The organism is Sporacetigenium mesophilum DSM 16796, assembly GCF_059569055.1.
Genome location: NZ_JCANUR010000001.1, coordinates 441,318 through 465,088 on the forward strand (window position 1 = coordinate 441,318; position 23,771 = coordinate 465,088).

Here is a 23,771-nt window from a genome sequence, read left to right on the forward strand (position 1 = left end):
GTTAAAATGGATTCAAGAATTAATACTACTAGATAATATCAACATAAAAATAAAAAATATTATATATAAAAGGAGAAGATAAAAATGAATGAATTAATAAAAAATATAGAAAAAGCAAAGGCTGTAAATTTTAGGGATTTAGTAGTTCCAGAAGAAGGGCAAATACAATCAGTTACATTAACTCAAAAGAAAGGTGTTGGAATCACTGTGTTTTCATTTGGGAAAGGTGAAGGTGTAGGGCCACATGCTGCTAAAGGAGATGCTCTTATATATATAACTGAAGGTGTTGCTACAGTAAAAATAGGAGATGAGACTATGGAAGCTGTTAAAGATCAAATGGTAGTTATGCCAGCTAATATTCCTCATCAAGTAACAGCTAAAGAAAACATGTCAATGCTTCTTGTAGTAGTTAAGGAGGATTAGTTATGAAATATTTCAAAAATATTAAACCATATGAGGCAGTACCCCTAAATTCAGTAGTAAGTCATAAGGGAAATCAAATAGCTAGTAAAGCGATAATAAACAGTGAAAATATAGAAATGAGATTCTTTTCTCTTGCTAAGGGAGAAAGTATAGATAAAGAATACTACGAAATGGAAACAGTATTTATAATGATTGAAGGAAGCCTAAAGATAGTATACAAGGAAAATGATGAGGTAATTATAAATGCAGGTGATATGGTTGCATTAGAGGCAGATATAGATTATGGATTAGAGGTTTTAGAGGATTCTAAAATGTATAATATACTAGTTAAATACTAAGTTATAGGCTATATTAAAATGTTTAGTAAGTATTTAAAAGATTTAAAATCAGTATTATTATTTAAATCTATGGATGAGAAAGGTATTGAGAATGTTTTAAAGTGTTTAGATGCTAAAATTGTATCTTATAAAAAAGGTGAATATATCTATTCTCAAGGTGAAGAGTTTAGCAATATTGGAATTTTAATCGAAGGAGAAGCGGAAGTTACTAAAAGTCATATTGATGGAAATTACTCCATTATTAATACACTTAAGAAACAAGATACTTTTGGTGAAGATATTATTTGCTCTAGAACTAAATATGCTAATTTCTCTATTATAAGTACTGTAGATTCAAAGATTATATACATTGATGGAAAAAATCTTATTAGTGATGAAAGTACAGAGTGTAAATACAGAAGTCAGGTAAATCTTAATATGCTTAGAAGAATAGCTGAATATAGTATGTATGTAAATAAAAAGTTAGAATACTCAACTATTATATCACTTAAAAAAAGAGTAGCGAAATTTCTTCTTGATAACTATAAAAATAGCTGTGATAGTGCCTTTAGTATTGATATGAATAGAGAACAAATGGCAAGTTATCTCAACGGAACAAGGCCAGCTGTGTCTAAGATACTTATTAAGTACAAAAAAGATAACATAATTGATTATCATAAAAATAATTTTATAATTTACGATAAAGAAAAATTAATAAAAGAGCTTAACTAAATATTAAGTTAACACCATTATGCTATTTAAGACCATACTATAAAAATTAAATATAGTATGGTCTTATTAAATAATATCAAAGTTTAATATAAAAAATGTGGTAAAATATGTATTAAAGATTGTTGAAAAATAAGGAGGCTACTATGAAATTTTGTTGGAGTACATTAAATGTTAAAAATATGGAAGAATCATTAAAGTTTTATGAAGAAGTAGTTGGGCTTTCAGTAGATAAAAGATTTAAAGCTGGCCCAGGTACTGAAATTGTATTTTTAGGTGATGGAGAGACAAAAGTTGAGCTTATATATAATGAGAATAGTACTGATATAAACGTAGGAAAAGATATTTCATGGGGATTTGAAGTAAAATCAGTTGATGAGATGATGAATTTTGTTAAAGAAAAAGGTATAGCTATTGAAAGTGGCCCTATACAACCAAATCCACACGTAAAGTTCTTCTTCGTAAAAGACCCTAATGGATTAAAAATTCAGTTTGTAGAGAATATGTAATATATTATTAAGATCATGCTGTGAAAACAGCATGATTTTTTTAGTTACGCCAAATTACAAAAATAAGAAAGATTACTTGACTTGTCGTAGTAATTATGGCATATTTAAATTACTACGACAGATAAAGTACGACAGATGTAGTAAAAAATAATTATTTAATAATACATATAGAACTTATAATTATTAACTACATAGATTAAATTATAGGCTTGTTTATATTAAAGGACATGAAAGGAGAGAAAATATTTGATTAGTAGCGATGTTATTCGAGGATACAACGACACAATAATTCTTTATTTGCTTATAGATAATGATTCTTATGGATATGAGATATCAAAAAAGATCAAAGAACTTTCAGATGCCAAGTATATTATAAAGGAAACAACTTTATACTCTGCTTTTAATCGCCTTGAGAAAAATGGATATATTGAATCTTATTATAAGGATGAAACCTTTGGAAAAAGGCGGACATATTACAAAATTACTGAAGCTGGAATAAATTATTACAAAGAAAAATGTAATGAATGGGAACTTACGAAAGAAGTTATAAATCGATTTGTTAAGGGGGTAGAGTAAGTGGAGACAATAAAAAATTATTTAGATAATATGTTTGTAAATCTTCCAAAAACTAATGAAATACAAAAAATGAAGAATGACTTATTATTAAATATGGAAGATAAATACAATGAACTTAAAAATGAGGGGAAATCAGAAAATGAGGCCATTGGGATTGTAATTTCTGAATTTGGAAACATTGATGAATTAATAAATGAACTTGGAATTGATTATAACAACCAAGAAGAAGTACTTCCATCTCTTACAGAACAGGAAGTAAATGACTTTATCTATGCAAATAAAAAATCAGGCAAATTCATTGGTATTGGAGTTTTCTTATGTATTCTTGGAGCATCATCATTAATTTTAATTAATCAATTATTAGAGGATAACTTAATATTTGGCATTTCAGGAGAATCTGCTAGTATTATTGGGTTAATTCCATTGTTTATACTTATTGCAATAGCAGTTGGGCTATTTATATACAGTGGAACATTAGTAGAAAAATTTAAGTATTTAGAAAAGGAATTTAATATTCCAAGTCACTTAAAGCAACAAATTGAACAAAAGCATAATGAATTTACTCCAACTCATACTATATCTGTAATTGTGGGAGTAGCAATGTGTATACTATCACCAGTTGTGATTTTTATTTCATCTATATTTGGTGATAGGGCATCAGTATATGGGGTAGTTGGTTTACTAATTATGGTTGCAATTGCTGTATATATATTTATATACTTTGGAGCAATCAAAGAAGGTTATAAAAGGTTATTACGTTTGGATGAATATTCAAAGACATTAAAAGAAAAAGCAAAAGAGGATAAAATAATAGCCGCAGTAGCTGCAATTGTGTGGCCACTTGCAGTATGTATTTTTTTAATTAGTGGATTTTTATTTGATGCATGGCATATAAATTGGATTGTGTTCCCAATAACAGGGCTACTATTTGGTATGTTTAGTGGAGCTTATAAAATTATTAAAGATAAAGAATAGATAAAAATATAATGAATTTTTTATATAAATAAACTTAGAATAGAAAATAAATTTCTACTCTGAGTTTATTTTTTTGCCCAAATCCTTGACGATATATTATATAAATGATAATATTTAGTTACTTAATTAGTAAATTAGTAAATTAGTAAATTAAAATTAATATATATTTTGGAGGAATTAAAATGGATAAGCTGAAAAAAAAGAAACTATTATTAGAATATAAACATAGAAAAACAGAGATGGGTGTATTTTTATTTAAATGTATCTCTACAGGAAAAAATTATATTGGATGCGACCATGATACAAAAGGAACTATAAATTCTAATAAATTCAAACTAGGGGCAGGATTGCATCCGAACAAAGAATTACAAAATGACTGGAAGGAGCATGGGGAACCAGCTTTTTCTATTGAAGTTATAGAATTACTTCCTTACGATAAAGATGATGAATCAAAAACAGATTATACAAAAGAATTAGAAGCATTACGTGATAAATGGATTGATAATATAAAAGATTCGAAGATAATCTAATATAATAATTAAAATACACCTTCTAGTATTATCCCTTATACAAGGAATGGGGTATTAAAGGAGGAGAAATTCATGGATAATAGATATTACTTATCACCAGATAGGCAATTAAATGATGAAGAAAAAAATTTAATATGGAAAAAGCCATTATCTCACAAAACAAGTGAAGAAGAAATTCGAATATGTAATGAAGTAAAACATAATTGGAATCGTGGAGAAATGAAAATAGCTAATATACTTTTAGAAGGGGATGCTGGTTCAGGAAAAACTCAACTAGCTAAGGCATTGTCATCAGATTTCGGTCTTCCATATACTAAGGTAACTTGCTTTGCAGATATGGATAAATCAGATATTATTGGTGCTATTTTACCTGTAATTTCAAATGATAAGTTAGAAAAAATAAATGATGAAGATAAGATAACTTTAAAAGTATTATATAATAGCGATGGATTTCATAGTTCAACTGAAGTTTTAGTCGATGCACTTGGTATTTCTCAGGAGCAGGCAGCTTTAAAAATAAAACACTTAATGAAACTAGCTGAAGAATATTCAAAAGACGATGTTGTTGAATATAGATTTTATCCATCTGAAATAGTAAGGGCTTATCGCAATGGATATATTTTAGAAATACAAGAGCCCACAGTTATTAGAGATGCAGCAGTATTAATGGCCTTAAACTCTGCATTAGAACTAGATGGCAGTATAAACCTTCCAACGGAAGTTATTCATCGTCATCCTGATTTTATTGCAGTTATTACTACAAATCGTAATTATTTAGGATGTAGACCTTTAAATGAATCCTTACGTGATAGAATTCAACATACTGAAAAAATGGATTTACCGAGTAAGGAAGTTATGATAGAACGTTCAATTGCCAAAACAGGATATAGTAATTATGAGTTATTAGATATTTTAGCAAATGCAATTATTATTTTAGACAAAACTGCTAGGTCAAATGCAATTAAAGGAGTTGCTGGGATGCGTTCATTTTTTTATTGGGTTGATTCCATTGATAATGGTTCATCAATAAAAGAATCACTGTATCACAAAGTAATTTATAAGATAACAACTGACTCTGAAGAAATTAAGATATTGGAAGAATCATTAAAGACAAATAAGATTTTTGAAAAGTTAGATGAATTTGAAAGTAATATTAAAAAAAAAGACATTTAGAGATAGCTGAAATTAAAACCTGGGAAAGTAATGATGAAATAGACGATATAAAAGGTTCAGACGTTGATTCTGATGAAGAACGTGTAGCTTTAAGAAAATCTCAAGACAGTGAAGATAGCTCTCCTGAGGTTTCTGATGTAATGGGAGATAAAAAAAGCTCTGATTTAGGAGAAAATGGCACTCCTAAATATAATGAATTAAATCCAGAAGATGATTCTGAACATGCAAAAGAAGAAGAGAAAAAATTTAGGAAAAAGCTAAATAAAGAAGCAAGAAAAGTCGCATCTGACTCAATTCATAAGAATGTAAAATTAATAGTCCACAGGCCTGATTGGAATCTAGAGAATAAAGAAGAATATATAAATTTGAGCAAAGAGTTAATGCCAATTATAAGAGAGATAGCAAGAAAAACTAGTCCACTTTTAGAGCATGAGGTTTCTACAGAATTTGCAAAAAATCATTATTACGGTAGTAAGTTCCAATCAGATAGTATTGCTTATAATGATTTTAGGTATTTTTCTAAAAAGCTACCTCCAAATGAGTCTCCATCTCTTGTAGTAGGATTAAGAGTAGATGAATCAGCATCTATGACAGCTTTTGGGAGGTTAGATGCAGCAAAACGTACAGTGGTAGCAGTATATGAATTTTGTAAAATGTGCAATATACCTGTATTAATTTATGGAGATACTGCTGACGTTTCAAAATTAGAGCAAATGTCTATATTTTCATACGTAGATTTTGATAAAGAAGATTATAACAACAGGTACAGACTAATGGGAATTCGTGGTAGAGGTAATAATCGTGATGGAATGGCCCTTAGAATTATTTCAGAAAGACTATTAACTTCTAACCAACAAACAAAACTATTAATTAGCATAAGTGATGGGCAACCTAAAGCTATGGATAATTACACTGGAGCTTATGCAATAGATGATATGAAAAATACTATAGCAGAATTTGAACGAAAAGGAATTACATTTTTGGCAGCTGCAATAGGACAGGATAAGAATATAATAAGCGAAATTTATGGGGAAAATAAATTTTTAGATATTACAAACTTAGAAGATTTACCATCAAAGCTAGTTAAGATTATTTCAAGATATTTGTAAAATTCAATAGTGTATTCATTTAGGAGGAATTTATTGTGAATGATAAAGGTACTCAAAACTCAATAGATAGTGTTCGCAATGCGTTAATATTTCAATTTGATATTTCATGGCAATTATTAGAGTATCATCTTAACAATCTTGAAGATGAAGAATGTCTTTGGAAACCTAGTTCAAAGGGGCTTCATGTTGTTAACAAACAAGGAAATTGGAGTGCAGATTGGCCAGATACTGAGTCTTATGATATTGGCCCAGCAAGTATTGCATGGATAACCTGGCATATTATTTTTTGGTGGTCAATGGTTTTTGATTACTCATTTGGTAAAGGGACTTTGGAGCGAGAAGAAATACAATGGCCTGGTAGTACTGTAGCTGTCAAAGAAAAAATTATTAAACTGCGTGATGAATGGAAAACTATACTGACAACTATATCAGAGGAAGAATTTCTTTCTTGCAAAAGAACTAAGTGGCCTTTTGAAGATAAATCATTCTACGAGCTAGCTGGGTGGTTAAATCTGGAACTTATGAAGAATGCTGCTGAAATTGGTTATTGTCGTTTTCTTTATGCCTCTAGAAACAATAGGCCGTAAATCAATCGTGTATAGGAATATACAAGAGATAAGTTAAGGAGTGAATATATCATGAATGCAATATTAGAAAATATTATTACAAGAAGAAGTATAAGAAATTATAAACCGGATCAAATATCAAAAGAAGATTTAAATACAATTCTTTTAGCCGGAAGCTATGCTCCAAATGGAATGGGTACACAAAGTTGGAAGTTTACAGCGATTCAAAATCCACAAGCGATGAAAAAGGTTAATGAGTCAATACGCCAGGCGATTTTATCTATTCCTATTGTTGCTGAAACTCACCCGTATATAGTTAGTCTTATTGAAAAAGCAAAGGATAAGAACGCTAACTTTTTATATAATGCACCAACATTTGTTATTGTATCTCACTTAAAAGACAATGGAAACGCCATGCCAGACTCTGCATTAGCAATTGGTAATATGATGCTGGCTGCTCACTCTATTGGAATCGGATCATGTTGGGTAAACCAGTTGCCGGGAATGGCTCAGTTACCAACTATACAAGAACTTTTATCAGAATTAGATATACCTGAGAATCACACTGTATATGGGTCGGTTGTTTTTGGATATCCAGGGGATAAATCAAAACCTGCACAACCACGTAAAGATGTTATAAATATTATATAAATAAATTCCCTCAGACTTAAAGTTCGGGGGAATTTTTGTTGACATTTACGTTACGTCATAGGATAAACTAATGAAGTATTAGTTTTTTGATAGGAGGGTTAATATTAGATGGTTGATAATAATACAGTTATGAAGGATGGAAGATGCATAGAATGTGGATCAAAGGAGAGCGATGGGTTTTCATGCTATGAATTATTTGGCTTTCCCCTTGTTTGGGAGCACAACGACCCTAAATTATATGCTCTACATTTTTGGCTTGTTTCATGTTATATGATACAGCATCCTTCTAATTATACAGTAGAAGGCTATAAGCATATGGTTGATTTATTTATCGGTGCTTATGATAATAATTGGGATACATCATATATTCTAAAGAAAAATAGAGAGATGGTAAAAAACATAGGAAAAATAACAAATCCTATTCCAAATGATGAAAGAAAACGTGAACTTAAATTATGGTCAATGACAATTGAAGACATATATTTGGGTGGGGAAAAAAATGCAATAGAAAACATACTAAAGTGGAGAGAACAAATACGAAAAGAATTAAGATAAATTTTTTCAATAAGCGTTAATTGTGTAACAAATGAAACCGAAATAATCCAAAATCTATAGTATTATGATATTATAAGACAATTATATTGAGGGGGACTAAAAAATGAAGAGAAATGTAATTTCAATAAATCAAGAAAAATGTGTTGGATGCGGATTATGTATAAATGCTTGTCATCAGGGAGCTTTACAACTAATAGATGGAAAATCTACACTGGTATCAGAATCATATTGTGATGGACTAGGAATGTGTTTACCAAATTGCCCTACAGGTGCACTTAAAGTAATTGAAAAGGATGTAGAAGAATTCAGTAATAAAAGAGATAAAAATGTGAGCACGAAAAAAATAGCTTTAGCACCTTTTGGATGTCCTTCTACACAATCAAAAGAATTAAAGAGAAATAATGTAGATGAAGAAAATAAAGAATCACACGAAATACAATCACAGTTAAGACAATGGCCATGTCAGATAAAACTTGTTCCAGTAAATGCTCCTTATTTTGATGGCGCTAGACTATTAGTTGCAGCAGATTGTACGGCTTTTGCAAATGCAAATGTTCACAGCAAATTTATGAAAAATAAAATTACTATAATAGGCTGTCCAAAGTTAGATAGTGGAGATTACTCTGAGAAACTAACAGAAATTATTAAAAACAACGATATTAAAAGCGTTGATGTTCTTAGAATGAGTGTTCCATGTTGTGGTGGAATGGAAAATGCAGTAAAGCAAGCATTAATAAATAGTGAAAAAGATATACCTTTAAAAGTTAATGTTATTTCAACTAATGGAGAAATAATAAATAGTTAGTATTTCAAAAGACCAGCGAAGAACTCTTTGTTGGTCTTATTTGTCAATATTAAAGAAATATGATAGTATATAGGCATAAATTAGAATTAATAACAGATGGAGGAAATGAAGTTATGTCAAATTTACCAAATTGCCCAAAATGTAATTCAGAATATACTTATGAAGATGGAAGTCTTTTAGTTTGTCCAGAGTGTGCTCATGAGTGGTCTTTAGAAAGTGGAAATAGTGAAGATACAAATGTTATCAAAGATGCAAATGGAAATATCTTAAACGATGGTGATGCTGTAACAGTAATAAAAGACCTTAAGGTAAAAGGAAGTTCATCATCAATAAAGATAGGTACTAAAGTAAAAAGTATACGTTTAGTTCCTGACGCAGCTGATGGACATGATATAGAATGTAAAATAGATGGCTTCGGAGCTATGAAATTAAAATCTTCAGTTGTTAAAAAAGCATAAAAGTGTTTTATGTTCCCTCAGATTAATTTGAGGGAACATTTTGTTTAATAAGAACCTAAGTATTCTGTTACAAGTTCTATCTCTTTGACTTTTTCATCGAAATAAATCTTATATGCCTTAGAGTTAGGCCTTGAGCTTATAATCTTATAAACATCTTGATCAATATAATGAATAGCAACACCATCATCTGCTGCTATTCCAGGCTTTATTTTATTAGAAGATATAAGTTCATGATAGGAAGGCCTTCTATCAGCTTCTTCATCATAATGTGGACAATTACTACCATTTAAGAAACCTAAGCATTTCAATGGTTCAAGTTTATCACCATATGAATCAGTAACCCCTTCTTCAAACCAACAAATAGAACCTGCACTGATGCCAGCTAATAATATTCCTTGTTCCCATGCCTTTTTCATTATAATGTCTAATCCCCATTCTTTCCATAAAGCTAATAAATTCTTTGTATTTCCACCACCAACATAAATGATATTTTTATCTAATACAAATTTCTCTAAATCTTTTGTAGGTGGCTTAAATAGTGATAGGTGTGAAGGCTGACATTCTTGTTTTTCAAAGAAGTTATAAAACCATGAGATGCAAATATCAGAGTCTCCACTTGCAGTAGGAACATAACAGATTTTTGGATTTTTTTTACCACACTGTTTAAGGATATATAAATCTAACAATGGATTTTCTGGCTCCGTAGAGAACCCTCCACCTCCAAGTGCAATTATTTGTCTCACATTTCCACTTCCTTTCAAATTATATTTATAAATATAATTATTTCTATTAATTTATTATGATTCCTTGTTCCACTAATATGAATTGTTAGTTAAATAAGTAAATATTATAATTTTGTATATCTAAACTATTGGATAAAATAAATATGATATAATAAAGAGATAAATTTACGATAAAACAAATTTACGAATAAACAAGGAGAAATGTATGAGACTTAATAAATTTATTAGCTCAACGGGGATTTGCTCAAGAAGAGAAGCTGATGAACTAATTAAACAAAGAAAAGTAAAAGTTAATGGAGTAATTGAAACACTAGGAAGAGTAGTAGAGCCAGGCGATAAGGTTGAAGTAAATGGCAAACTATTAAAGCAAAAGAAAAATGATATATATATTGCATTAAATAAGCCAGTTGGTATTACTTGTACAACTGAGAGGCATATAAAAGGGAATATTATTGATTTTGTAAACCATACTGAAAGAATTTTCCCAATTGGAAGATTAGACAAAGATTCAGAAGGTTTAATACTTCTTACTAATGACGGAGATATAGTTAATGAGATTTTAAGAGAAGAAAATAATCATGAAAAAGATTATATTGTTACTGTAAATAAAAAGATTAATCATTCTTTTATAAAAGGCATGTCAGAAGGGGTAAGAATTTATAACCCGGTAAAAAAAGAATATACAAAAACAAAACCTTGTAAAGTGGTTAAGGTAAGCGACAATACCTTTAAGATTACATTATCTCAAGGGTTGAATCGTCAAATTCGTAGAATGTGTGAGCATTTTGATTATAAGGTTATAAAGTTGCAACGTGTTCGAATTATTAATATTAATTTAAAAGGATTAGCAGTTGGAAAATGGAGATATTTAACAAAAGAAGAAGTTAAAAACCTTAGATCTAAATAACGAAAATATTTCATTTACACTTATAGATATATTGCTTTCATATACTGCTCAGAAGGAAAAAAGCTAAAATAATAACTAGAAGATATGTGGTAAAGTGATAGTAAAGAAAAATAATCGATAGGAGTTTAACTAATTGATGAAAAATATTATTGAAGTACGTAACTTTATTAAAAAGTACGATAAATTCACAGCGGTTGACAATATTTCATTTGATGTTGAAGAGGGCAGTGTTTTTGCTTTTTTGGGGCCCAATGGAGCAGGAAAAAGCACAACTATTAACACTCTCTGTACTATATTTGAAAAAACATCAGGGACTCTTCTTATTGATGGAAAGGACGTCTCTAATGACAAGAACGAAGTTCGGAATGTAATTGGCGTTGTGTTTCAAGACCCGACATTAGATAATAAGATGACAATTTTGGAAAACTTGGTAATGCATTGCCGCTTTTATAATGTTCCAAAGCATGAGACTATGGAACGTATTAACTTTGTCTTAAACATTGTAGACTTGTTAGATTGGAAAAAAGCAATGGTTAGTAGTCTATCAGGCGGTATGAAACGACGAGTGGAAATTGCACGAAGTTTGCTACATTATCCCAAGGTATTGTTTTTAGATGAACCAACTACAGGGTTGGACCCGCAAACACGTGCTCACATATGGGATTATATTGTTAAACTGCAAAAGGAAAAGAACATAACGATTTTTTTAACTACTCATTACATGGATGAAGCGGAGATTTGCAATAAGGTTGCTATTATGGATAATGGGAGAATTGTTGCAATAGATACACCGTATAGCCTCAAACAGAAATATACAAAGGATAAAGCGTATATATCAACTACTAATGAGCAAGAGTTGGAGGAACTTTTAAACAAGGCAGGCTTTGTTTATTCTAAAAAAACCGGATATTATTCAGTTGAGGTTCGAAGCTTACCGGAGTTAATGGAAATATTAAGTTTACAAAAAAGTAATATTACCGACCTAGAAATTAAAAAAGGCACACTCAATGATGTGTTTTTAGAAATTACCGGAAAAAATATAAGGGAGTAGTGATATGAGTATTATAGGAGCATTATGGACAAGAAACCTTAAAATTTTCGCACGTAACCGTGTTCAGCTAATTTTCACTATTATTATGCCGTTTTTCTTTTTGTATGTATTCAGTTCAGTATTTGATACAGGCGATATACCAAATCCTGTGAACTATATGCTCGCCGGTATAGTTATTACAACTGTTTTTCAAACGGCACTCAGCATCGCATCTACAACCATTGATGATATTGTTTCAGGTTTTATGAAAGAGGTGCTTGTAAGTCCGGTTAAAAGAATACATATAGCAATAGGACAACTATTGTCGGCAGCAACAATTGCTACATTTCAAGGAATTATTATATTAATAATCGGTTACTTTATCGGGTTGAAATTTAAGTCGATAACAACACCCTTTGCCGTAATTGGAGTTATGATAGCCGTTGGTATTGTGTTTTCTGGTTTGGGGTTGTTTTTAGCTGCACTTATTAAAAACTCACAAACATTCCAAATTGTTATAGCAGCAGTTACAATGCCGTTTACATTTCTTTCCGGCGCATACATACCAATTGGATCGTTACCTGAAGCATTAAAATATGTTGCTTATTTAAATCCAATGACATATACCACCGCATTTTTCAGAACTATTATACTTGAAAAAACATCTTTAACTAACGCTGAGTTAGTTAAAGAGCAGCTCGCTTTTCAAATCGGTAATTTTGTTATTACGCCTTTGATGAGTATGATTATTACCATCGCATTCGGGGTTGTATTAGTATCTTTGTCTGCCTTTGTTTTCACCAAGGTGGATTTTTCAAGAATAAATCGTTCTAAAAGCAAAGAAGAGGATATTTGGGTATAGCATAATTTGAAGCATACCCATATTCCAATATTCCATATAAATAATTAAGCCAATCTCTAACGTAAAAGAGATTGGCTTTAATTAATTAAAGATATATTTATTTAATAATTTATTAAGAAAAATTAGAGCAATATTCATATTGTGAACAAATAGGTAATAAGATAAATAAATACTTAAATAGTTAAGTATTTGTTAGGAGGAATATATATGAATATTGATAAGTGTATTGAAATGGTAGAAAAAGATAGTAAGGTTATTGCTGGTGCATGTAGAATTCCATACTACCCTCTTGTTGTAAGTAGTGTAGATGGAGCGACTATTAAAGACATAGATGGAAACAGTTACATTGATTTGTTATCAAGTGCAGGTGTGTTAAATGTAGGGGGATCAAATCCAAAAATTAATAATGCAATAATTGAGCAGGTTAATAAATTTATACATTATACACCTGCTTACTCATACAATGGACCTATGATTGATTTAGCACAAAAGCTTACTGAGATTACACCGGGTAATCATAGTAAGAAGGTTGCATTTGGCCTTTCAGGTTCAGATGCAAATGACGGGGCTATAAAATTTGCAAGATCATATACAGGTAAAAGTAATATAATTACATTTATTGGAGCATATCATGGTTCAACATATGGATCTATGACTATGTCAGCAATTACAACAAAAATGAGAAGAAAAATAGGTCCTTTTTTACCAAATGTCTATAGTTTTAATTATCCTAATTGTTATAGATGTGACTTTGATAAAAACGAAGAGTCTTGTAATATAGAATGTATTAATCAAATATATACAGCATTTGAAATATACATACCTGCAGATGAAGTAGCTGCTATAATAATTGAACCAATACAAGGGGATAGCGGAATGATTGTTCCTCCTAAGAAATACATTAAGAAGCTTCATGAATTATGTACTCAAAATAAAATCCTATTTGTAAGTGAAGAGGTACAACAAGGTTTTGGCCGTACTGGTAAGTGGTTTGGAATTGATCACTTTGATGTTATTCCAGATGCAGTAGTTTTAGGAAAGTCTATTGCCTCAGGTATGCCCCTTAGTGCAATTGTAGGAAGAAAAGAGATAATGGAATCTCTACAATCACCTGCACATGCATTTACAAATGCTGCAAATCCTGTATGTTGTTCTGCTGCTATAAGTACTATTGATGTAATTTCTGAAGATGGATTTTTAGATCACGTTAATGAAATAGGTAATCTTACTAAAGAATATTTTAATAAAATGAAAGATAAGTATGAAATTATAGGAGATGTTAGGGGATTAGGTTTATCAATAGGAGTAGAGTTAGTAAAAGACCGTTTTAAAAAGGAGAGACATACTGAAGCTGCATCAAAGATTTGCTATAGATGCTACGAAAAAGGTGTAATAGTAATAACACTAAGTGGTAATATACTTAGAATTCAACCACCATTAAACATAAAAAAGGAAGAAATGATAAAAGCTTTAGAAATTATAGAATCATCTATTATCGATTACTTATCGGGGCAAATACCTGATGATGTACTAAGTATAATTAAGGGCTGGTAAAAGAGAATATGTAATTTAACATGAAAAAACCTAGATTTTAAAATCTAGGTTTTTTCATTTATTAAAATATTTATATTATTTACCTATAAACATTTGTGTCCAGTATAATCTACCGTTTTTGTCTTTAGCTATACCTATACCTATTTCAGTGAAGCTAGAGTTTAATATATTTTTTCTATGACCTTCTGAGTTCATCCAAGCAGTCATAACTTCTTGTGGAGTTTTTTGACCCATAGCTATGTTTTCACCAGCAGATCTGTAAGTTATACCAAATTTTTTCATCATATCAAATGGTGAACCGTAAGTTGGTGAATTATGATCAAAGTAATTTTTATCTATCATATCTTGTGATTTTATAGTAGCAACTTTAGATACTTCCATGTTTAACTTAAGAGCACTCAATCCTCTTGAAGTTCTTTCTTTATTTACTATGTTTAGTACTTCTTGTTGGTATGCACTAAATTCACCATTTGTTGGAGCTGGAGCAGGTTCTGGCTTTACAACTTCTGGTGTAGGAGTTGGGGCCGGAGCAGGTTCTGGCTTTACAACTTCTGGTGCAGGAGTTGGAGCCGGAGCAGGTGCTGGCTTTTCAACCTCTGGTGCTTGAGTTACAACTGGCTTTTGTGTACTTGTTTTATAGCCTTTTAATATTTCATTTAAACGTTGCTCTAATAACTTATTTAAATCAGCTTTTTTAGTTATAGTTACTTTATTTAAGTTTTGTAATTTTATAGTTTTAGGTGATAATGCATCGGCACCACTTACCATTGAAGCTGATAACATGGTACCTATCATAGCATATGCGAATATCTTCTTTGTTCTCTTCATCATAGTAGTATCCTCCTTGTGATTTGAACTTAGTTGATTAATTTAATATCTATAAATTAATTTTCACGAAATTTTTGTTTAATGTAATTTTGTAACTTTTTTGTAACTTTTAGTGTAAATATATTATAGCATTTGGTTTTATATTTTTAAACCCACAAATTATTCCAGTAGGTAATGTACATATAATCAAACACCTAAGGGGTAATAAAAAAGTGAGACAAAATCAAATTTCATCTCACTTTAATTATTATTTACCTATAAACATTTGTGTCCAGTATAATCTACCGTTTTTATCTTTAGCTATACCTATACCTATTTCAGTGAAGCTAGAGTTTAATATATTTTTTCTATGACCTTCAGAGTTCATCCAAGCAGTCATAACTTCTTGTGGAGTCTTCTGACCCATAGCTATGTTTTCACCAGCAGATCTATAAGTTATACCAAACTTTTTCATCATATCAAATGGTGAACCGTAAGTTGGTGAATTGTGATCAAAGTACCCTTTATCTATCATATCTTGTGATTTTATAGTAGCAACTTTAGATACTTCAGTATTGAACTTAAGAGCACTTAAACCTCTTGAAGTTCTTTCTTTATTTACTATGTTTAAAACTTCTTGTTGATATGCGCCAAAGTCGCCAGTTGGAGCAGTAGTTGTAGTGTTTGTAGTAGTAGGAGCTGTAGTAGTTGTTGTAGGGGCTGGTGCTTGAGTAGATGTAGTTGTATTAGTATTAGTAGTTGGCTGCTTTACGGTAGTTGTAGTAGGAGCTTTATAATACTTACTGAAGTATTGTTGTAAATAATTGTTGTAAGAATAAGTTGTTGTATTAGATAAAGCGTCTGCGCTATTTGCCATAGGAAGTGCTAATAACATACCTAACATTGTATATGATAATATTTTTTTCGCTCTTTTTATCATGGTTGTATCCTCCTTATGATTTTAATTTAGTTAATTAAATTCATATCTATAAATTAATTTAAGGATTTTCTGTTTTGTGGAACTTTGTAACTGTTTTGTAACTTTTGCGATGAACATAGTATATCATGCGTATTTATATTTTCAAACCCACAAATTTTTCCATTATGCAATTTACATATAACTATATACTAAACGCCTAAGGGGTAAGATTTTGTATATATTAAATTAAGGTGTCGCTTTGATGTTGAATAATAGGTAATTGTTTCAAAAAAGGCGAAAATCGTCTATTTTCTATCATTTTTTGCTATAATGGGGTTAAATCAGAACTGGTAGGGGGTAGAAAATATGCATCTGAGGAAAATGACAACCGTGGTATTATCATCGATTATTGCATTATCTATTACTACTACAAGTGCATTTGCTAATGTTACTGGTAAGGTAACTGCATCAAAGTTAAATGTCAGGAGTGGCCCAAGTGCAACTCATAAAAGTGTAGATAGTATTTCAAAAAACAGTTCTGTAACAATAATACAAGAATCAAATGGATGGTACAAAGTAAAATTAAGTAATGGAAAGACAGGTTGGGTTTCAGGAAAGTATATAAGTAAAAATTCAACTGTACAACAACCATCACCATCCCGTGGCACGCGAGCAATTGAACATAAAAAAGTAAATGCAAATGGCCTAAATATTAGAAAAGGACCAAGTACTAGCGAAGGAATAATAGGTACATTAAAAAAGGATAATATAGTAGAAGTTTTAGAAAACAATGGGAGCTGGGCCTATATAAACTTTGGTGGAAAAGCAGGGTATGTGTCTAGTAAGTATTTAGTTGATGTATCTTTACAAACCTCAGATTCAGTAAATTTAGTGCAAAATAATGCTGAATATCCACCCAACAATGATGATATAAGTTATGTTAAAGTAAGTATAAGTTTGGACTCATATATAAGTTCAGAAGTAAATCGAACAAAAAAGTCAGCAGAGGCATTAAGATCTTATATTGATCCAAAAAACTATACGATTAATAATAAAGAGACCTTTATGCAATTTTTAAAGTTAAATAAATTTAGACAAGTTGATGTTAACAAACTAAATAATTATTTAAATAATCTTAAAGTCAATTCAGGTAAAACTAATATATTCTACAATCAAGGGCAAGCATTCGTAAATACAGCCAAAAAATACAATATAGATCCTATATACTTGGTAGCACATACTTTAGTAGAAACAGGATTTGGTATGTCAGCTTTAGCACAGGGACATGAAGTTGTATTAGGGCCTGATGGACAAGCAATAAGAAATACAAATAAAGCTAAACATGTTAAATTAAAGGATTCTAGTACTGAAGCTAATGCAGATACTGTTAAAGTCTACAATCTCTTTGGTATAGGAGCAGTGGATTCAGCTGTTATTCCTGGAGGTACAACAACGGCATATGATAATAACTGGACTTCAATACCAGATGCAATAGATGGCTCTGCTAAATGGATTACAAATAAATATATATATAAAAGTGGTCATGCCCAAGATACTTTATATAAGATGAGATATAATTATGTAGACAAATGGCATCAATATGCAACTGATATAGGATGGGCTACTAAAATATCTAAGCATCTAAATAATTTATCATATTTATATGTAGGAACTAATCTAGACTTTGAAGTTCCAGTTTATAAATAAAAGCTTAAAATATTATAGTATTTTAATGGATAAGTAAAGGCCTACATAATATGTAGGTTTTTATTTATGTTATTAAACGAAAAGAGTATATTCTTTAAAATTTACCCAATTTATGGTATAAATAGGTATGTTTATCAAAACATATAACAAAGGAAGTGAAAAAATGCAAAAGATTATTATTATAGAAGATGCAGAGAGAATAAGACTAGAGTTAAGTGAATTACTTAAAAGATATGGATATGATGTAAAGTCACCTAGTAATTTTGAAAATATAGTAGATTATATAAAAGGTGAAAATCCAGACTTAATATTATTAGATATAAACTTACCTTTATACGATGGGTATTATATATGTAGAGAAATAAGAAAAACATCAGAAGTTCCTATAATAGTTGTAACTAGTAGAGATAGTGAAATGGATGAATTAATGAGTATGAACTTAGGGGCAGATGACTTTATAACGAAACCATATAACACTCAGATTTTACTTGCAAGAATAAATTCTGTTCTAAAAAGAAGTTTAAAAACTACAACATCATCAGATATTTTAATATACAAAGAACTTAAATTAAATTTATCTAACAGCAGTATAACATATAAAGAAAATACATTAGAACTTACAAAAAATGAACTTAAGATATTAGGATTTTTAATAAAGAATAAAGGAATTATAGTTTCAAGAGAAGAGCTAATGGAGTATTTATGGTCTACAGACTTTTTTGTAGATGATAATAGTTTATCTGTAAACATGACGAGACTTAGAAAAAAACTAATGGAAATAGGTATGGATAATCCAATAGAAACTAGACGTGGACAAGGATATATAATGGAATGAGTATAAAAGATTATTTAAAAGAAAAATCACTTTTTTTAGTTATTAATATAATTTTCTTTATTCCTTTAGCAATATTCTTAGCTTATGTAAATTTACACATAATATGGATTTTTGGTATATTTATAACTTGGTTTTTTCCAATAGGTACTTTCTTTATAATTGATTACACACAAAAATCTAGGTTTTATAGCTCTATTGTAGAAAGCGTAAACTCACTTGACAAAAAGTATTTATTAAGTGAAACAATAGAAGAACCAGAATTTTTAGAAGGAAAAATAATATATGAAACACTAAAAAGTGTAGAGAAAGATATGTATCATCATATAAAAAACTACGAAGACAAACAAGTTGAATATAGAGAGTATATAGAAGCTTGGATCCATGAAATAAAAACTCCTATAGCATCAACTAAGCTTATAATAGATAATAATAAAAGTGATGTTACTAAAAATATTGAAAAAGAAATTTCAAAATTAGAAAACTTTGTTGAACAAGTTCTATATTACTCAAGAAGTAATGATACAAGTAAGGACTATAGTGTAAGAGAATTAAAATTAGAAATAGCTATAAGAAATGTAATAAAAAGAAATTCTAGAGACTTTATATACAAAAAAATTAAACTTAATTTAGAAGCTATAGATAATAAGGTTTATACAGATATTAAATGGATTGAATTTATAATAAATCAAATACTAAACAATGCAATTAAATACTCTAAAAAAGAAGATGCACATATAATTATATATTCTAAAAGAAATGAAAATAATGTTGTACTTTCTATAGAAGATAATGGAATTGGAATACCTAAGGAAGACTTAAGAAGAATATTTGATAAGGGATTTACAGGAGAAAATGGAAGAAAATATGGAAAGTCCACAGGTATGGGGCTATATATTTGCAAAAAGCTTTCAACTAAGTTGGGACTAGGTTTAGAATTAACTTCAGAAGAAAACAAAGGAACAAAAGTAAATATAATATTTCCACTTGGAAAGATAACATTATTAGAGTCGTAATATTACGGCTCTTTTTAATATTTCTTTCAAAAATGAAAGATTTATGAAACTTAAATCAATATGATGAAATCTTTAATTAGGGTAAAATAATTTTAGAGAATAACATAGGGAATGATATGGAGGGAAAAATTATGAAAAATATAGTAAAAGTTGATAACATAGAAAAATATTACGGAAACAAGGGTAATGTTACAAAGGCAATAGATAATATAAGCTTTGAAGTAAATGAAGGTGAATTTGTAGGAATAATGGGTCCATCAGGAAGTGGAAAGACAACATTACTAAATTGTATATCTACAATTGACAGTATAACATCTGGAAAGTTAGTAATAAACAATACAGAAATTACAAAGTTAAAATCAAAGAAATTAGAAAAATTTAGAAGAGAAGAACTAGGATTTGTATTTCAAGATTTTAACTTATTAGATACACTTACTGCTTATGAAAACATAGCACTTGCTCTTACAATACAAAATAGAAAGCCAGAAGAAATAAAAAGTCGTATAAATACAATAGCTAATAAGTTAGAAATAAGCTCAGTATTAGATAAATTCCCATATCAAATGTCAGGTGGACAAAAACAAAGGGTAGCAGCAGCTAGGGCTATTATAACAGATCCATCACTTATACTAGCAGATGAGCCAACTGGAGCATTAGATTCAAAGTCAGCAAGACTATTATTAGATTCATTTGAAAAGTTAAATAAGGAAATGAATGCGACTATATTAATGGTTACACATGATGCTTTTACAGCAAGTTATGCAAATAGAATACTGTTTATAAAAGACGGTAAAATATTTACAGAGTTAGAAAAAGGAGATAATTCTAGAAAAGACTTTTTCAATAGAATTATTGAAGTAGTAACTTTACTTGGAGGTGACTCTAATAATGTACTCTAGTTTATCACTTAAGAATGTAAAAAGAAGTTTTAGGGATTATGCAATATACTTCTTAACTCTAACATTTGCAGTATGTATATTTTATACCTTTAACTCAATAGAAGCTCAAAAAGTAATGGTAGGTATGAGTTCAGCAAAACATGAGATATTTGACTTAATAGCTGATGTTATGGGGACATTTTCAGTATTTGTAGCCATAATACTTGGATTCTTGGTAATTTATGCAAACAACTTTTTAATAAAAAGAAGAAAAAAAGAGCTTGGAATTTACATGACTCTTGGAATGGGTAAGAATAAAATATCTCAAATTTTAGTAATAGAGACAATTATTATAGGAGTATTATCCTTAGTGGTAGGGCTACTTATTGGGATATTTGCATCTCAGGGACTATCATTAATTACAGTAAAACTATTTAAAGTTGACTTATCAGCATATGAATTTGTATTTTCAAATAGTGCATTAATTAAAACAATATTATGTTTTAGTATAATATTTGTATTTGTAATATTGTTTAACTCTTATTCCATATCAAGATATAAATTAATAGATTTAATATATGGATCTAAGAAAAACGAAAGTTTCAAAATTAGAAATAAAAATATATCTTTAATATTATTTATATTATCCTTAGTTATTTTAGGTACTGCATACTTTATGATAATTAAAAATGGAATTCTATCAAATGAAAATATAGTCTACGCATCAATTGCATTAGGGGCAATTGGAACATTGTTATTCTTTATGTCATTATCGGGATTTTTATTAGAAGTAATAAAATCTAATGATAATATATATCTTAAAAATTTAAATCTATTTGTTATAAGACAAATTGGAAGTAAGATTAATACAAACTTTATTTCAATGGCACTTATATCTTTAATGTTGTTTGTAACAATATGTGTGTTATCATCTGGTATTGGCATAAATATGGCGCTTACAAAAGACTTAGAGTCTCGATTTGCTTATGAAGGAGTAATGGGTGGATTTAAAGATGAAGATCCAATAAAAACTTTAAAAGATAATGGGATTGATATGGAAAAATATTTAAGTTCATATATAACTTACAAAAGATATGAAAGTGATTTTCCGTTTAAAAATTTTATAACTGGAGAAAATACTGATGGACTATCCAGTGATAATAAATCATTTGTTAAACACTCAAAAAATATTAATATAATAAAGCTTTCAGATTATAATAAGCTTATGAAACTGCAAAATAAAGATGAAATTAATCTTGAAAATAATGAATATGCAATATTTGCAGGTAGTGATGATATGGTAGACGCTTATAATAAGTTTTTAGAAAAAAATAATAATATAAAAATATATAACAAAGAATATAAAACAAAAAATAAAGCTATCTATGTAAATACTGATAATGGAAATTTTAGCAATAGTGGTGGAACTATAGTACTAAATGATAATGAAGTTAAAAAATTAAAGGTAGATAGCACTACACTAGTTATGGATTTTAATGATGAATTTAAAGATGAAGATGAAAAGAGAATTCAAGAAAAAGCCGTTGAAATTTATAATGAATCAAACTATGAAACCTATTATAACTTAATAACTAAAGAAAGTGGAATTGCTACTATGATAGGTACATCTATAATGATATCTTATTTAGGAACTTATATAGGTATAGTGTTTTTAATAACTAGTGGAGCAGTTTTAGCTCTTCAACAATTATCAGAAGCTGCTGATAATATAGAAAGATATAATTTGCTTAGAAAAATAGGTACAGAAAGAAGTATGATTAATAAAGCATTGTTTACCCAAATAGGTATATACTTCTTAATGCCCCTTGGGTTAGCTATAGTTCATTCTATAGTAGGACTTAAGGTATCAAACGATGTAATTAAAGAATTTGGTAACGCAAGTATGGTAGAAAATATAATAGTAGCATCTATATTCATATGTATAGTATATGGGGCATACTTCCTAGCTACATTTATGGGAGCCAAAAATATTATAAAAAATAATAGATAATACAAAAAGCTGCACTTAATTTTAGGTGCAGCTTATTTAAATTAGAATTTGATTAAAGTTAAATACTAATGCTAAAAATATGCGATAATATAGATATATAATAATATAATTAATAAGTAAATAATTTAGGTAGGTGGTATGGTGGATTTTTATAATGAAAATGCTAAAAGGGAATTAGAAAACTGGAAAAAGATAATGAGAAAAAAACCTTCATTAGTAGAAAAAGCTTCTAAAGGAATGCAAAATACATTTAATGGAATTTTACCTGAAAAATATCATGAAATAGTAACTTCAGCTATAAAAAATATGACAAAAGGAGTTTTACTTGGCTCTAAATATGTAACTAGGCCACCAAATAGAAATATATCTCTAAGAGAAAGAGAAGAATTAGTTGACCAGAAAACTAAAATATATAAAACTACTGCAATGATAGAAGGAGCAGGTACTGGTGCTGGTGGTATATTACTAGGTCTTGCTGATTTACCATTACTACTTAGTATTAAAATTAAATTTCTTTATGATCTTGCTGCTGTTTATGGATTTGATACTGAAGATTATAAAGAGAGAATTTATATACTAAACATATTTCAACTTGCTTTTTCAAGTCAAAGAAATGTAAATAAGGTATTTGCTCAAATGGAAAATTGGGAAGAGTATTCTCATACATTGCCTACAGATATAGATGCTTTTGATTGGAGAAGCTTCCAACAAGAATATAGAGACTACATTGACTTAGCAAAGTTTTTCCAACTTGTTCCTGGAATAGGAGCCTTTGTAGGAGCTTATGTTAATAACAAGTTTATGGATAAGTTAAGTGAAACTGCTGTTTATGCTTATAGAATGAGAATACTTAAATAGCTATACTGTTGACATTATTATAAGCAATATATATAATTGTATTGAAAATTAATAAATTTTACTCTAAGAAAGGGCAAGGTATTTACGGAAATGGAAATATAATTCACTTTTAACATTTATATAAAATGAAAATTAAAACAATGGCCAAATTAAAGGCTTTGTTGTTGTACATTTTATTAAAAATTGTGAGTGGATAGTGTTTTTGTAACTGTAGGTAGCTTGTTTATATTATAAATTTATGTTGTGCTAATAATTTTTGAGCACAGCAATT

27 protein-coding genes are annotated in these 23,771 nt (G+C 29.3%); 24 read left to right on the forward strand and 3 right to left on the reverse strand.

Going from position 1 to position 23,771, the window contains the following annotated elements; translation table 11 throughout:
- The first annotated feature begins 84 nt into the window (after positions 1–84).
- From BS62_RS02175 to BS62_RS02240, 14 genes are all read left to right on the forward strand, one after another.
- Positions 85–423, forward strand: a complete 339-nt coding sequence (locus BS62_RS02175) for a cupin domain-containing protein (protein WP_490141800.1) — start codon at positions 85–87, stop codon at positions 421–423.
- A 2-nt stretch (positions 424–425) separates the two neighbouring features.
- Positions 426–761, forward strand: a complete 336-nt coding sequence (locus tag BS62_RS02180) for a cupin domain-containing protein (protein WP_496489597.1) — start codon at positions 426–428, stop codon at positions 759–761.
- An 18-nt stretch (positions 762–779) separates the two neighbouring features.
- On the forward strand, positions 780–1,472 hold the full coding sequence (locus tag BS62_RS02185) for a Crp/Fnr family transcriptional regulator (protein WP_496489598.1): 693 nt from the start codon (positions 780–782) through the stop codon (positions 1,470–1,472).
- Positions 1,473–1,615: 143 nt separating this feature from the next.
- Positions 1,616–1,978, forward strand: a complete 363-nt coding sequence (locus BS62_RS02190) for a VOC family protein (protein ID WP_496489599.1) — start codon at positions 1,616–1,618, stop codon at positions 1,976–1,978.
- A gap of 246 nt (positions 1,979–2,224) precedes the next feature.
- A complete protein-coding gene (locus tag BS62_RS02195; RefSeq protein ID WP_496489600.1) occupies positions 2,225–2,554 on the forward strand; it encodes a PadR family transcriptional regulator in 330 nt (109 codons plus the stop codon).
- A complete protein-coding gene (locus tag BS62_RS02200; RefSeq protein ID WP_496489601.1) occupies positions 2,555–3,529 on the forward strand; it encodes a permease prefix domain 1-containing protein in 975 nt (324 codons plus the stop codon). It begins immediately after the preceding gene.
- A 182-nt stretch (positions 3,530–3,711) separates the two neighbouring features.
- Entirely contained in the window at positions 3,712–4,059 is a 348-nt protein-coding gene (locus BS62_RS02205) for a GIY-YIG nuclease family protein (protein ID WP_496489602.1), read from the forward strand.
- 72 nt (positions 4,060–4,131) lie between these two features.
- Positions 4,132–5,232, forward strand: a complete 1,101-nt coding sequence (locus BS62_RS02210) for an AAA family ATPase (RefSeq protein ID WP_496489603.1) — start codon at positions 4,132–4,134, stop codon at positions 5,230–5,232.
- A gap of 140 nt (positions 5,233–5,372) precedes the next feature.
- Positions 5,373–6,341 (forward strand): vWA domain-containing protein, encoded by a 969-nt coding sequence (locus BS62_RS02215; protein WP_496489604.1) that lies wholly within the window; start codon positions 5,373–5,375, stop codon positions 6,339–6,341.
- A 35-nt stretch (positions 6,342–6,376) separates the two neighbouring features.
- On the forward strand, positions 6,377–6,928 hold the full coding sequence (locus BS62_RS02220; RefSeq protein WP_496489605.1) for a DinB family protein: 552 nt from the start codon (positions 6,377–6,379) through the stop codon (positions 6,926–6,928).
- A 51-nt stretch (positions 6,929–6,979) separates the two neighbouring features.
- Positions 6,980–7,558 (forward strand): nitroreductase family protein, encoded by a 579-nt coding sequence (locus BS62_RS02225; protein ID WP_496489606.1) that lies wholly within the window; start codon positions 6,980–6,982, stop codon positions 7,556–7,558.
- A gap of 108 nt (positions 7,559–7,666) precedes the next feature.
- The gene (locus tag BS62_RS02230; protein WP_496489607.1) at positions 7,667–8,113 is read left to right on the forward strand and encodes a DUF5946 family protein; all 447 of its coding nucleotides are present in this window, start codon (positions 7,667–7,669) and stop codon (positions 8,111–8,113) included.
- A 103-nt stretch (positions 8,114–8,216) separates the two neighbouring features.
- Entirely contained in the window at positions 8,217–8,918 is a 702-nt protein-coding gene (locus tag BS62_RS02235) for a 4Fe-4S binding protein (protein WP_496489608.1), read from the forward strand.
- A 113-nt stretch (positions 8,919–9,031) separates the two neighbouring features.
- Positions 9,032–9,376 carry a zinc ribbon domain-containing protein YjdM gene (locus tag BS62_RS02240; protein ID WP_496489609.1) on the forward strand — a complete coding sequence of 115 codons (345 nt, stop codon included), beginning with the start codon at positions 9,032–9,034 and terminating at the stop codon, positions 9,374–9,376.
- Between the two features lie 44 nt (positions 9,377–9,420).
- Here BS62_RS02240 and BS62_RS02245 read toward each other — a convergent pair whose 3' ends face one another.
- Positions 9,421–10,119 (reverse strand): Type 1 glutamine amidotransferase-like domain-containing protein, encoded by a 699-nt coding sequence (locus BS62_RS02245; RefSeq protein WP_496489610.1) that lies wholly within the window; start codon positions 10,117–10,119, stop codon positions 9,421–9,423.
- A 205-nt stretch (positions 10,120–10,324) separates the two neighbouring features.
- Between BS62_RS02245 and BS62_RS02250 the strand changes: the two genes are divergently transcribed.
- The 4 genes from BS62_RS02250 (at position 10,325) to BS62_RS02265 (ending at position 14,472) form a co-directional block, all read left to right on the forward strand.
- Complete coding sequence (locus tag BS62_RS02250; RefSeq protein WP_496489611.1) at positions 10,325–11,026, forward strand: pseudouridine synthase; 702 nt, start codon at positions 10,325–10,327, stop codon at positions 11,024–11,026.
- Positions 11,027–11,162: 136 nt separating this feature from the next.
- Positions 11,163–12,077, forward strand: a complete 915-nt coding sequence (locus BS62_RS02255) for an ABC transporter ATP-binding protein (RefSeq protein ID WP_496489797.1) — start codon at positions 11,163–11,165, stop codon at positions 12,075–12,077.
- Between the two features lie 4 nt (positions 12,078–12,081).
- Positions 12,082–12,918 (forward strand): ABC transporter permease, encoded by an 837-nt coding sequence (locus tag BS62_RS02260; RefSeq protein WP_496489612.1) that lies wholly within the window; start codon positions 12,082–12,084, stop codon positions 12,916–12,918.
- A 207-nt stretch (positions 12,919–13,125) separates the two neighbouring features.
- A complete protein-coding gene (locus BS62_RS02265; RefSeq protein ID WP_496489613.1) occupies positions 13,126–14,472 on the forward strand; it encodes an aspartate aminotransferase family protein in 1,347 nt (448 codons plus the stop codon).
- Positions 14,473–14,547: 75 nt separating this feature from the next.
- Here BS62_RS02265 and BS62_RS02270 read toward each other — a convergent pair whose 3' ends face one another.
- Complete coding sequence (locus tag BS62_RS02270) at positions 14,548–15,303, reverse strand: CAP domain-containing protein (RefSeq protein WP_496489614.1); 756 nt, start codon at positions 15,301–15,303, stop codon at positions 14,548–14,550.
- A gap of 244 nt (positions 15,304–15,547) precedes the next feature.
- Positions 15,548–16,219, reverse strand: coding sequence for a CAP domain-containing protein (locus tag BS62_RS02275; protein ID WP_496489615.1), 672 nt, complete (start codon positions 16,217–16,219; stop codon positions 15,548–15,550).
- Positions 16,220–16,564: 345 nt separating this feature from the next.
- Between BS62_RS02275 and BS62_RS02280 the strand changes: the two genes are divergently transcribed.
- The 6 genes from BS62_RS02280 to BS62_RS02305 all read left to right on the forward strand — a co-directional run bounded on the left by BS62_RS02280 (position 16,565) and on the right by BS62_RS02305 (position 23,500).
- The gene (locus tag BS62_RS02280; RefSeq protein ID WP_496489616.1) at positions 16,565–17,905 is read left to right on the forward strand and encodes an N-acetylglucosaminidase; all 1,341 of its coding nucleotides are present in this window, start codon (positions 16,565–16,567) and stop codon (positions 17,903–17,905) included.
- A gap of 163 nt (positions 17,906–18,068) precedes the next feature.
- Positions 18,069–18,740, forward strand: coding sequence for a response regulator transcription factor (locus BS62_RS02285; protein ID WP_496489617.1), 672 nt, complete (start codon positions 18,069–18,071; stop codon positions 18,738–18,740).
- Positions 18,737–19,753, forward strand: coding sequence for a sensor histidine kinase (locus tag BS62_RS02290; RefSeq protein WP_496489618.1), 1,017 nt, complete (start codon positions 18,737–18,739; stop codon positions 19,751–19,753). Before BS62_RS02285 ends, BS62_RS02290 begins: the two co-directional genes overlap by 4 nt.
- 131 nt (positions 19,754–19,884) lie before the next feature.
- Positions 19,885–20,652: an ABC transporter ATP-binding protein gene (locus BS62_RS02295; RefSeq protein WP_496489619.1), complete on the forward strand. Its 768-nt coding sequence runs from the start codon at positions 19,885–19,887 to the stop codon at positions 20,650–20,652.
- A complete protein-coding gene (locus BS62_RS02300) occupies positions 20,642–22,642 on the forward strand; it encodes an ABC transporter permease (RefSeq protein WP_496489620.1) in 2,001 nt (666 codons plus the stop codon). The genes BS62_RS02295 and BS62_RS02300 overlap by 11 nt, the downstream gene beginning before the upstream one ends.
- Positions 22,643–22,783: 141 nt before the next feature.
- Positions 22,784–23,500 (forward strand): EcsC family protein, encoded by a 717-nt coding sequence (locus tag BS62_RS02305; protein WP_496489621.1) that lies wholly within the window; start codon positions 22,784–22,786, stop codon positions 23,498–23,500.
- Positions 23,501–23,771: the final 271 nt, after the last annotated feature.

Excerpts from the sequence above, each read along its gene's own strand:
- BS62_RS02280 (WP_496489616.1), top strand. The coding sequence starts at position 16,565 with ATGCATCTGAGGAAAATGACAACCGTGGTATTATCATCGATTATTGCA.
- BS62_RS02260 (WP_496489612.1), top strand. The coding sequence starts at position 12,082 with ATGAGTATTATAGGAGCATTATGGACAAGAAACCTTAAAATTTTCGCA.
- BS62_RS02180 (WP_496489597.1), top strand. The coding sequence starts at position 426 with ATGAAATATTTCAAAAATATTAAACCATATGAGGCAGTACCCCTAAAT.
- BS62_RS02255 (WP_496489797.1), top strand. The coding sequence starts at position 11,163 with ATGAAAAATATTATTGAAGTACGTAACTTTATTAAAAAGTACGATAAA.
- BS62_RS02285 (WP_496489617.1), top strand. The coding sequence starts at position 18,069 with ATGCAAAAGATTATTATTATAGAAGATGCAGAGAGAATAAGACTAGAG.
- BS62_RS02270 (WP_496489614.1), bottom strand. The coding sequence starts at position 15,303 with ATGATGAAGAGAACAAAGAAGATATTCGCATATGCTATGATAGGTACC.
- BS62_RS02240 (WP_496489609.1), top strand. The coding sequence starts at position 9,032 with ATGTCAAATTTACCAAATTGCCCAAAATGTAATTCAGAATATACTTAT.
- BS62_RS02205 (WP_496489602.1), top strand. The coding sequence starts at position 3,712 with ATGGATAAGCTGAAAAAAAAGAAACTATTATTAGAATATAAACATAGA.
- BS62_RS02265 (WP_496489613.1), top strand. The coding sequence starts at position 13,126 with ATGAATATTGATAAGTGTATTGAAATGGTAGAAAAAGATAGTAAGGTT.
- BS62_RS02230 (WP_496489607.1), top strand. The coding sequence starts at position 7,667 with ATGGTTGATAATAATACAGTTATGAAGGATGGAAGATGCATAGAATGT.
- BS62_RS02175 (WP_490141800.1), top strand. The coding sequence starts at position 85 with ATGAATGAATTAATAAAAAATATAGAAAAAGCAAAGGCTGTAAATTTT.
- BS62_RS02290 (WP_496489618.1), top strand. The coding sequence starts at position 18,737 with ATGAGTATAAAAGATTATTTAAAAGAAAAATCACTTTTTTTAGTTATT.
- BS62_RS02215 (WP_496489604.1), top strand. The coding sequence starts at position 5,373 with ATGGGAGATAAAAAAAGCTCTGATTTAGGAGAAAATGGCACTCCTAAA.
- BS62_RS02225 (WP_496489606.1), top strand. The coding sequence starts at position 6,980 with ATGAATGCAATATTAGAAAATATTATTACAAGAAGAAGTATAAGAAAT.
- BS62_RS02235 (WP_496489608.1), top strand. The coding sequence starts at position 8,217 with ATGAAGAGAAATGTAATTTCAATAAATCAAGAAAAATGTGTTGGATGC.
- BS62_RS02210 (WP_496489603.1), top strand. The coding sequence starts at position 4,132 with ATGGATAATAGATATTACTTATCACCAGATAGGCAATTAAATGATGAA.
- BS62_RS02275 (WP_496489615.1), bottom strand. The coding sequence starts at position 16,219 with ATGATAAAAAGAGCGAAAAAAATATTATCATATACAATGTTAGGTATG.
- BS62_RS02295 (WP_496489619.1), top strand. The coding sequence starts at position 19,885 with ATGAAAAATATAGTAAAAGTTGATAACATAGAAAAATATTACGGAAAC.
- BS62_RS02185 (WP_496489598.1), top strand. The coding sequence starts at position 780 with ATGTTTAGTAAGTATTTAAAAGATTTAAAATCAGTATTATTATTTAAA.
- BS62_RS02250 (WP_496489611.1), top strand. The coding sequence starts at position 10,325 with ATGAGACTTAATAAATTTATTAGCTCAACGGGGATTTGCTCAAGAAGA.
- BS62_RS02190 (WP_496489599.1), top strand. The coding sequence starts at position 1,616 with ATGAAATTTTGTTGGAGTACATTAAATGTTAAAAATATGGAAGAATCA.
- BS62_RS02300 (WP_496489620.1), top strand. The coding sequence starts at position 20,642 with ATGTACTCTAGTTTATCACTTAAGAATGTAAAAAGAAGTTTTAGGGAT.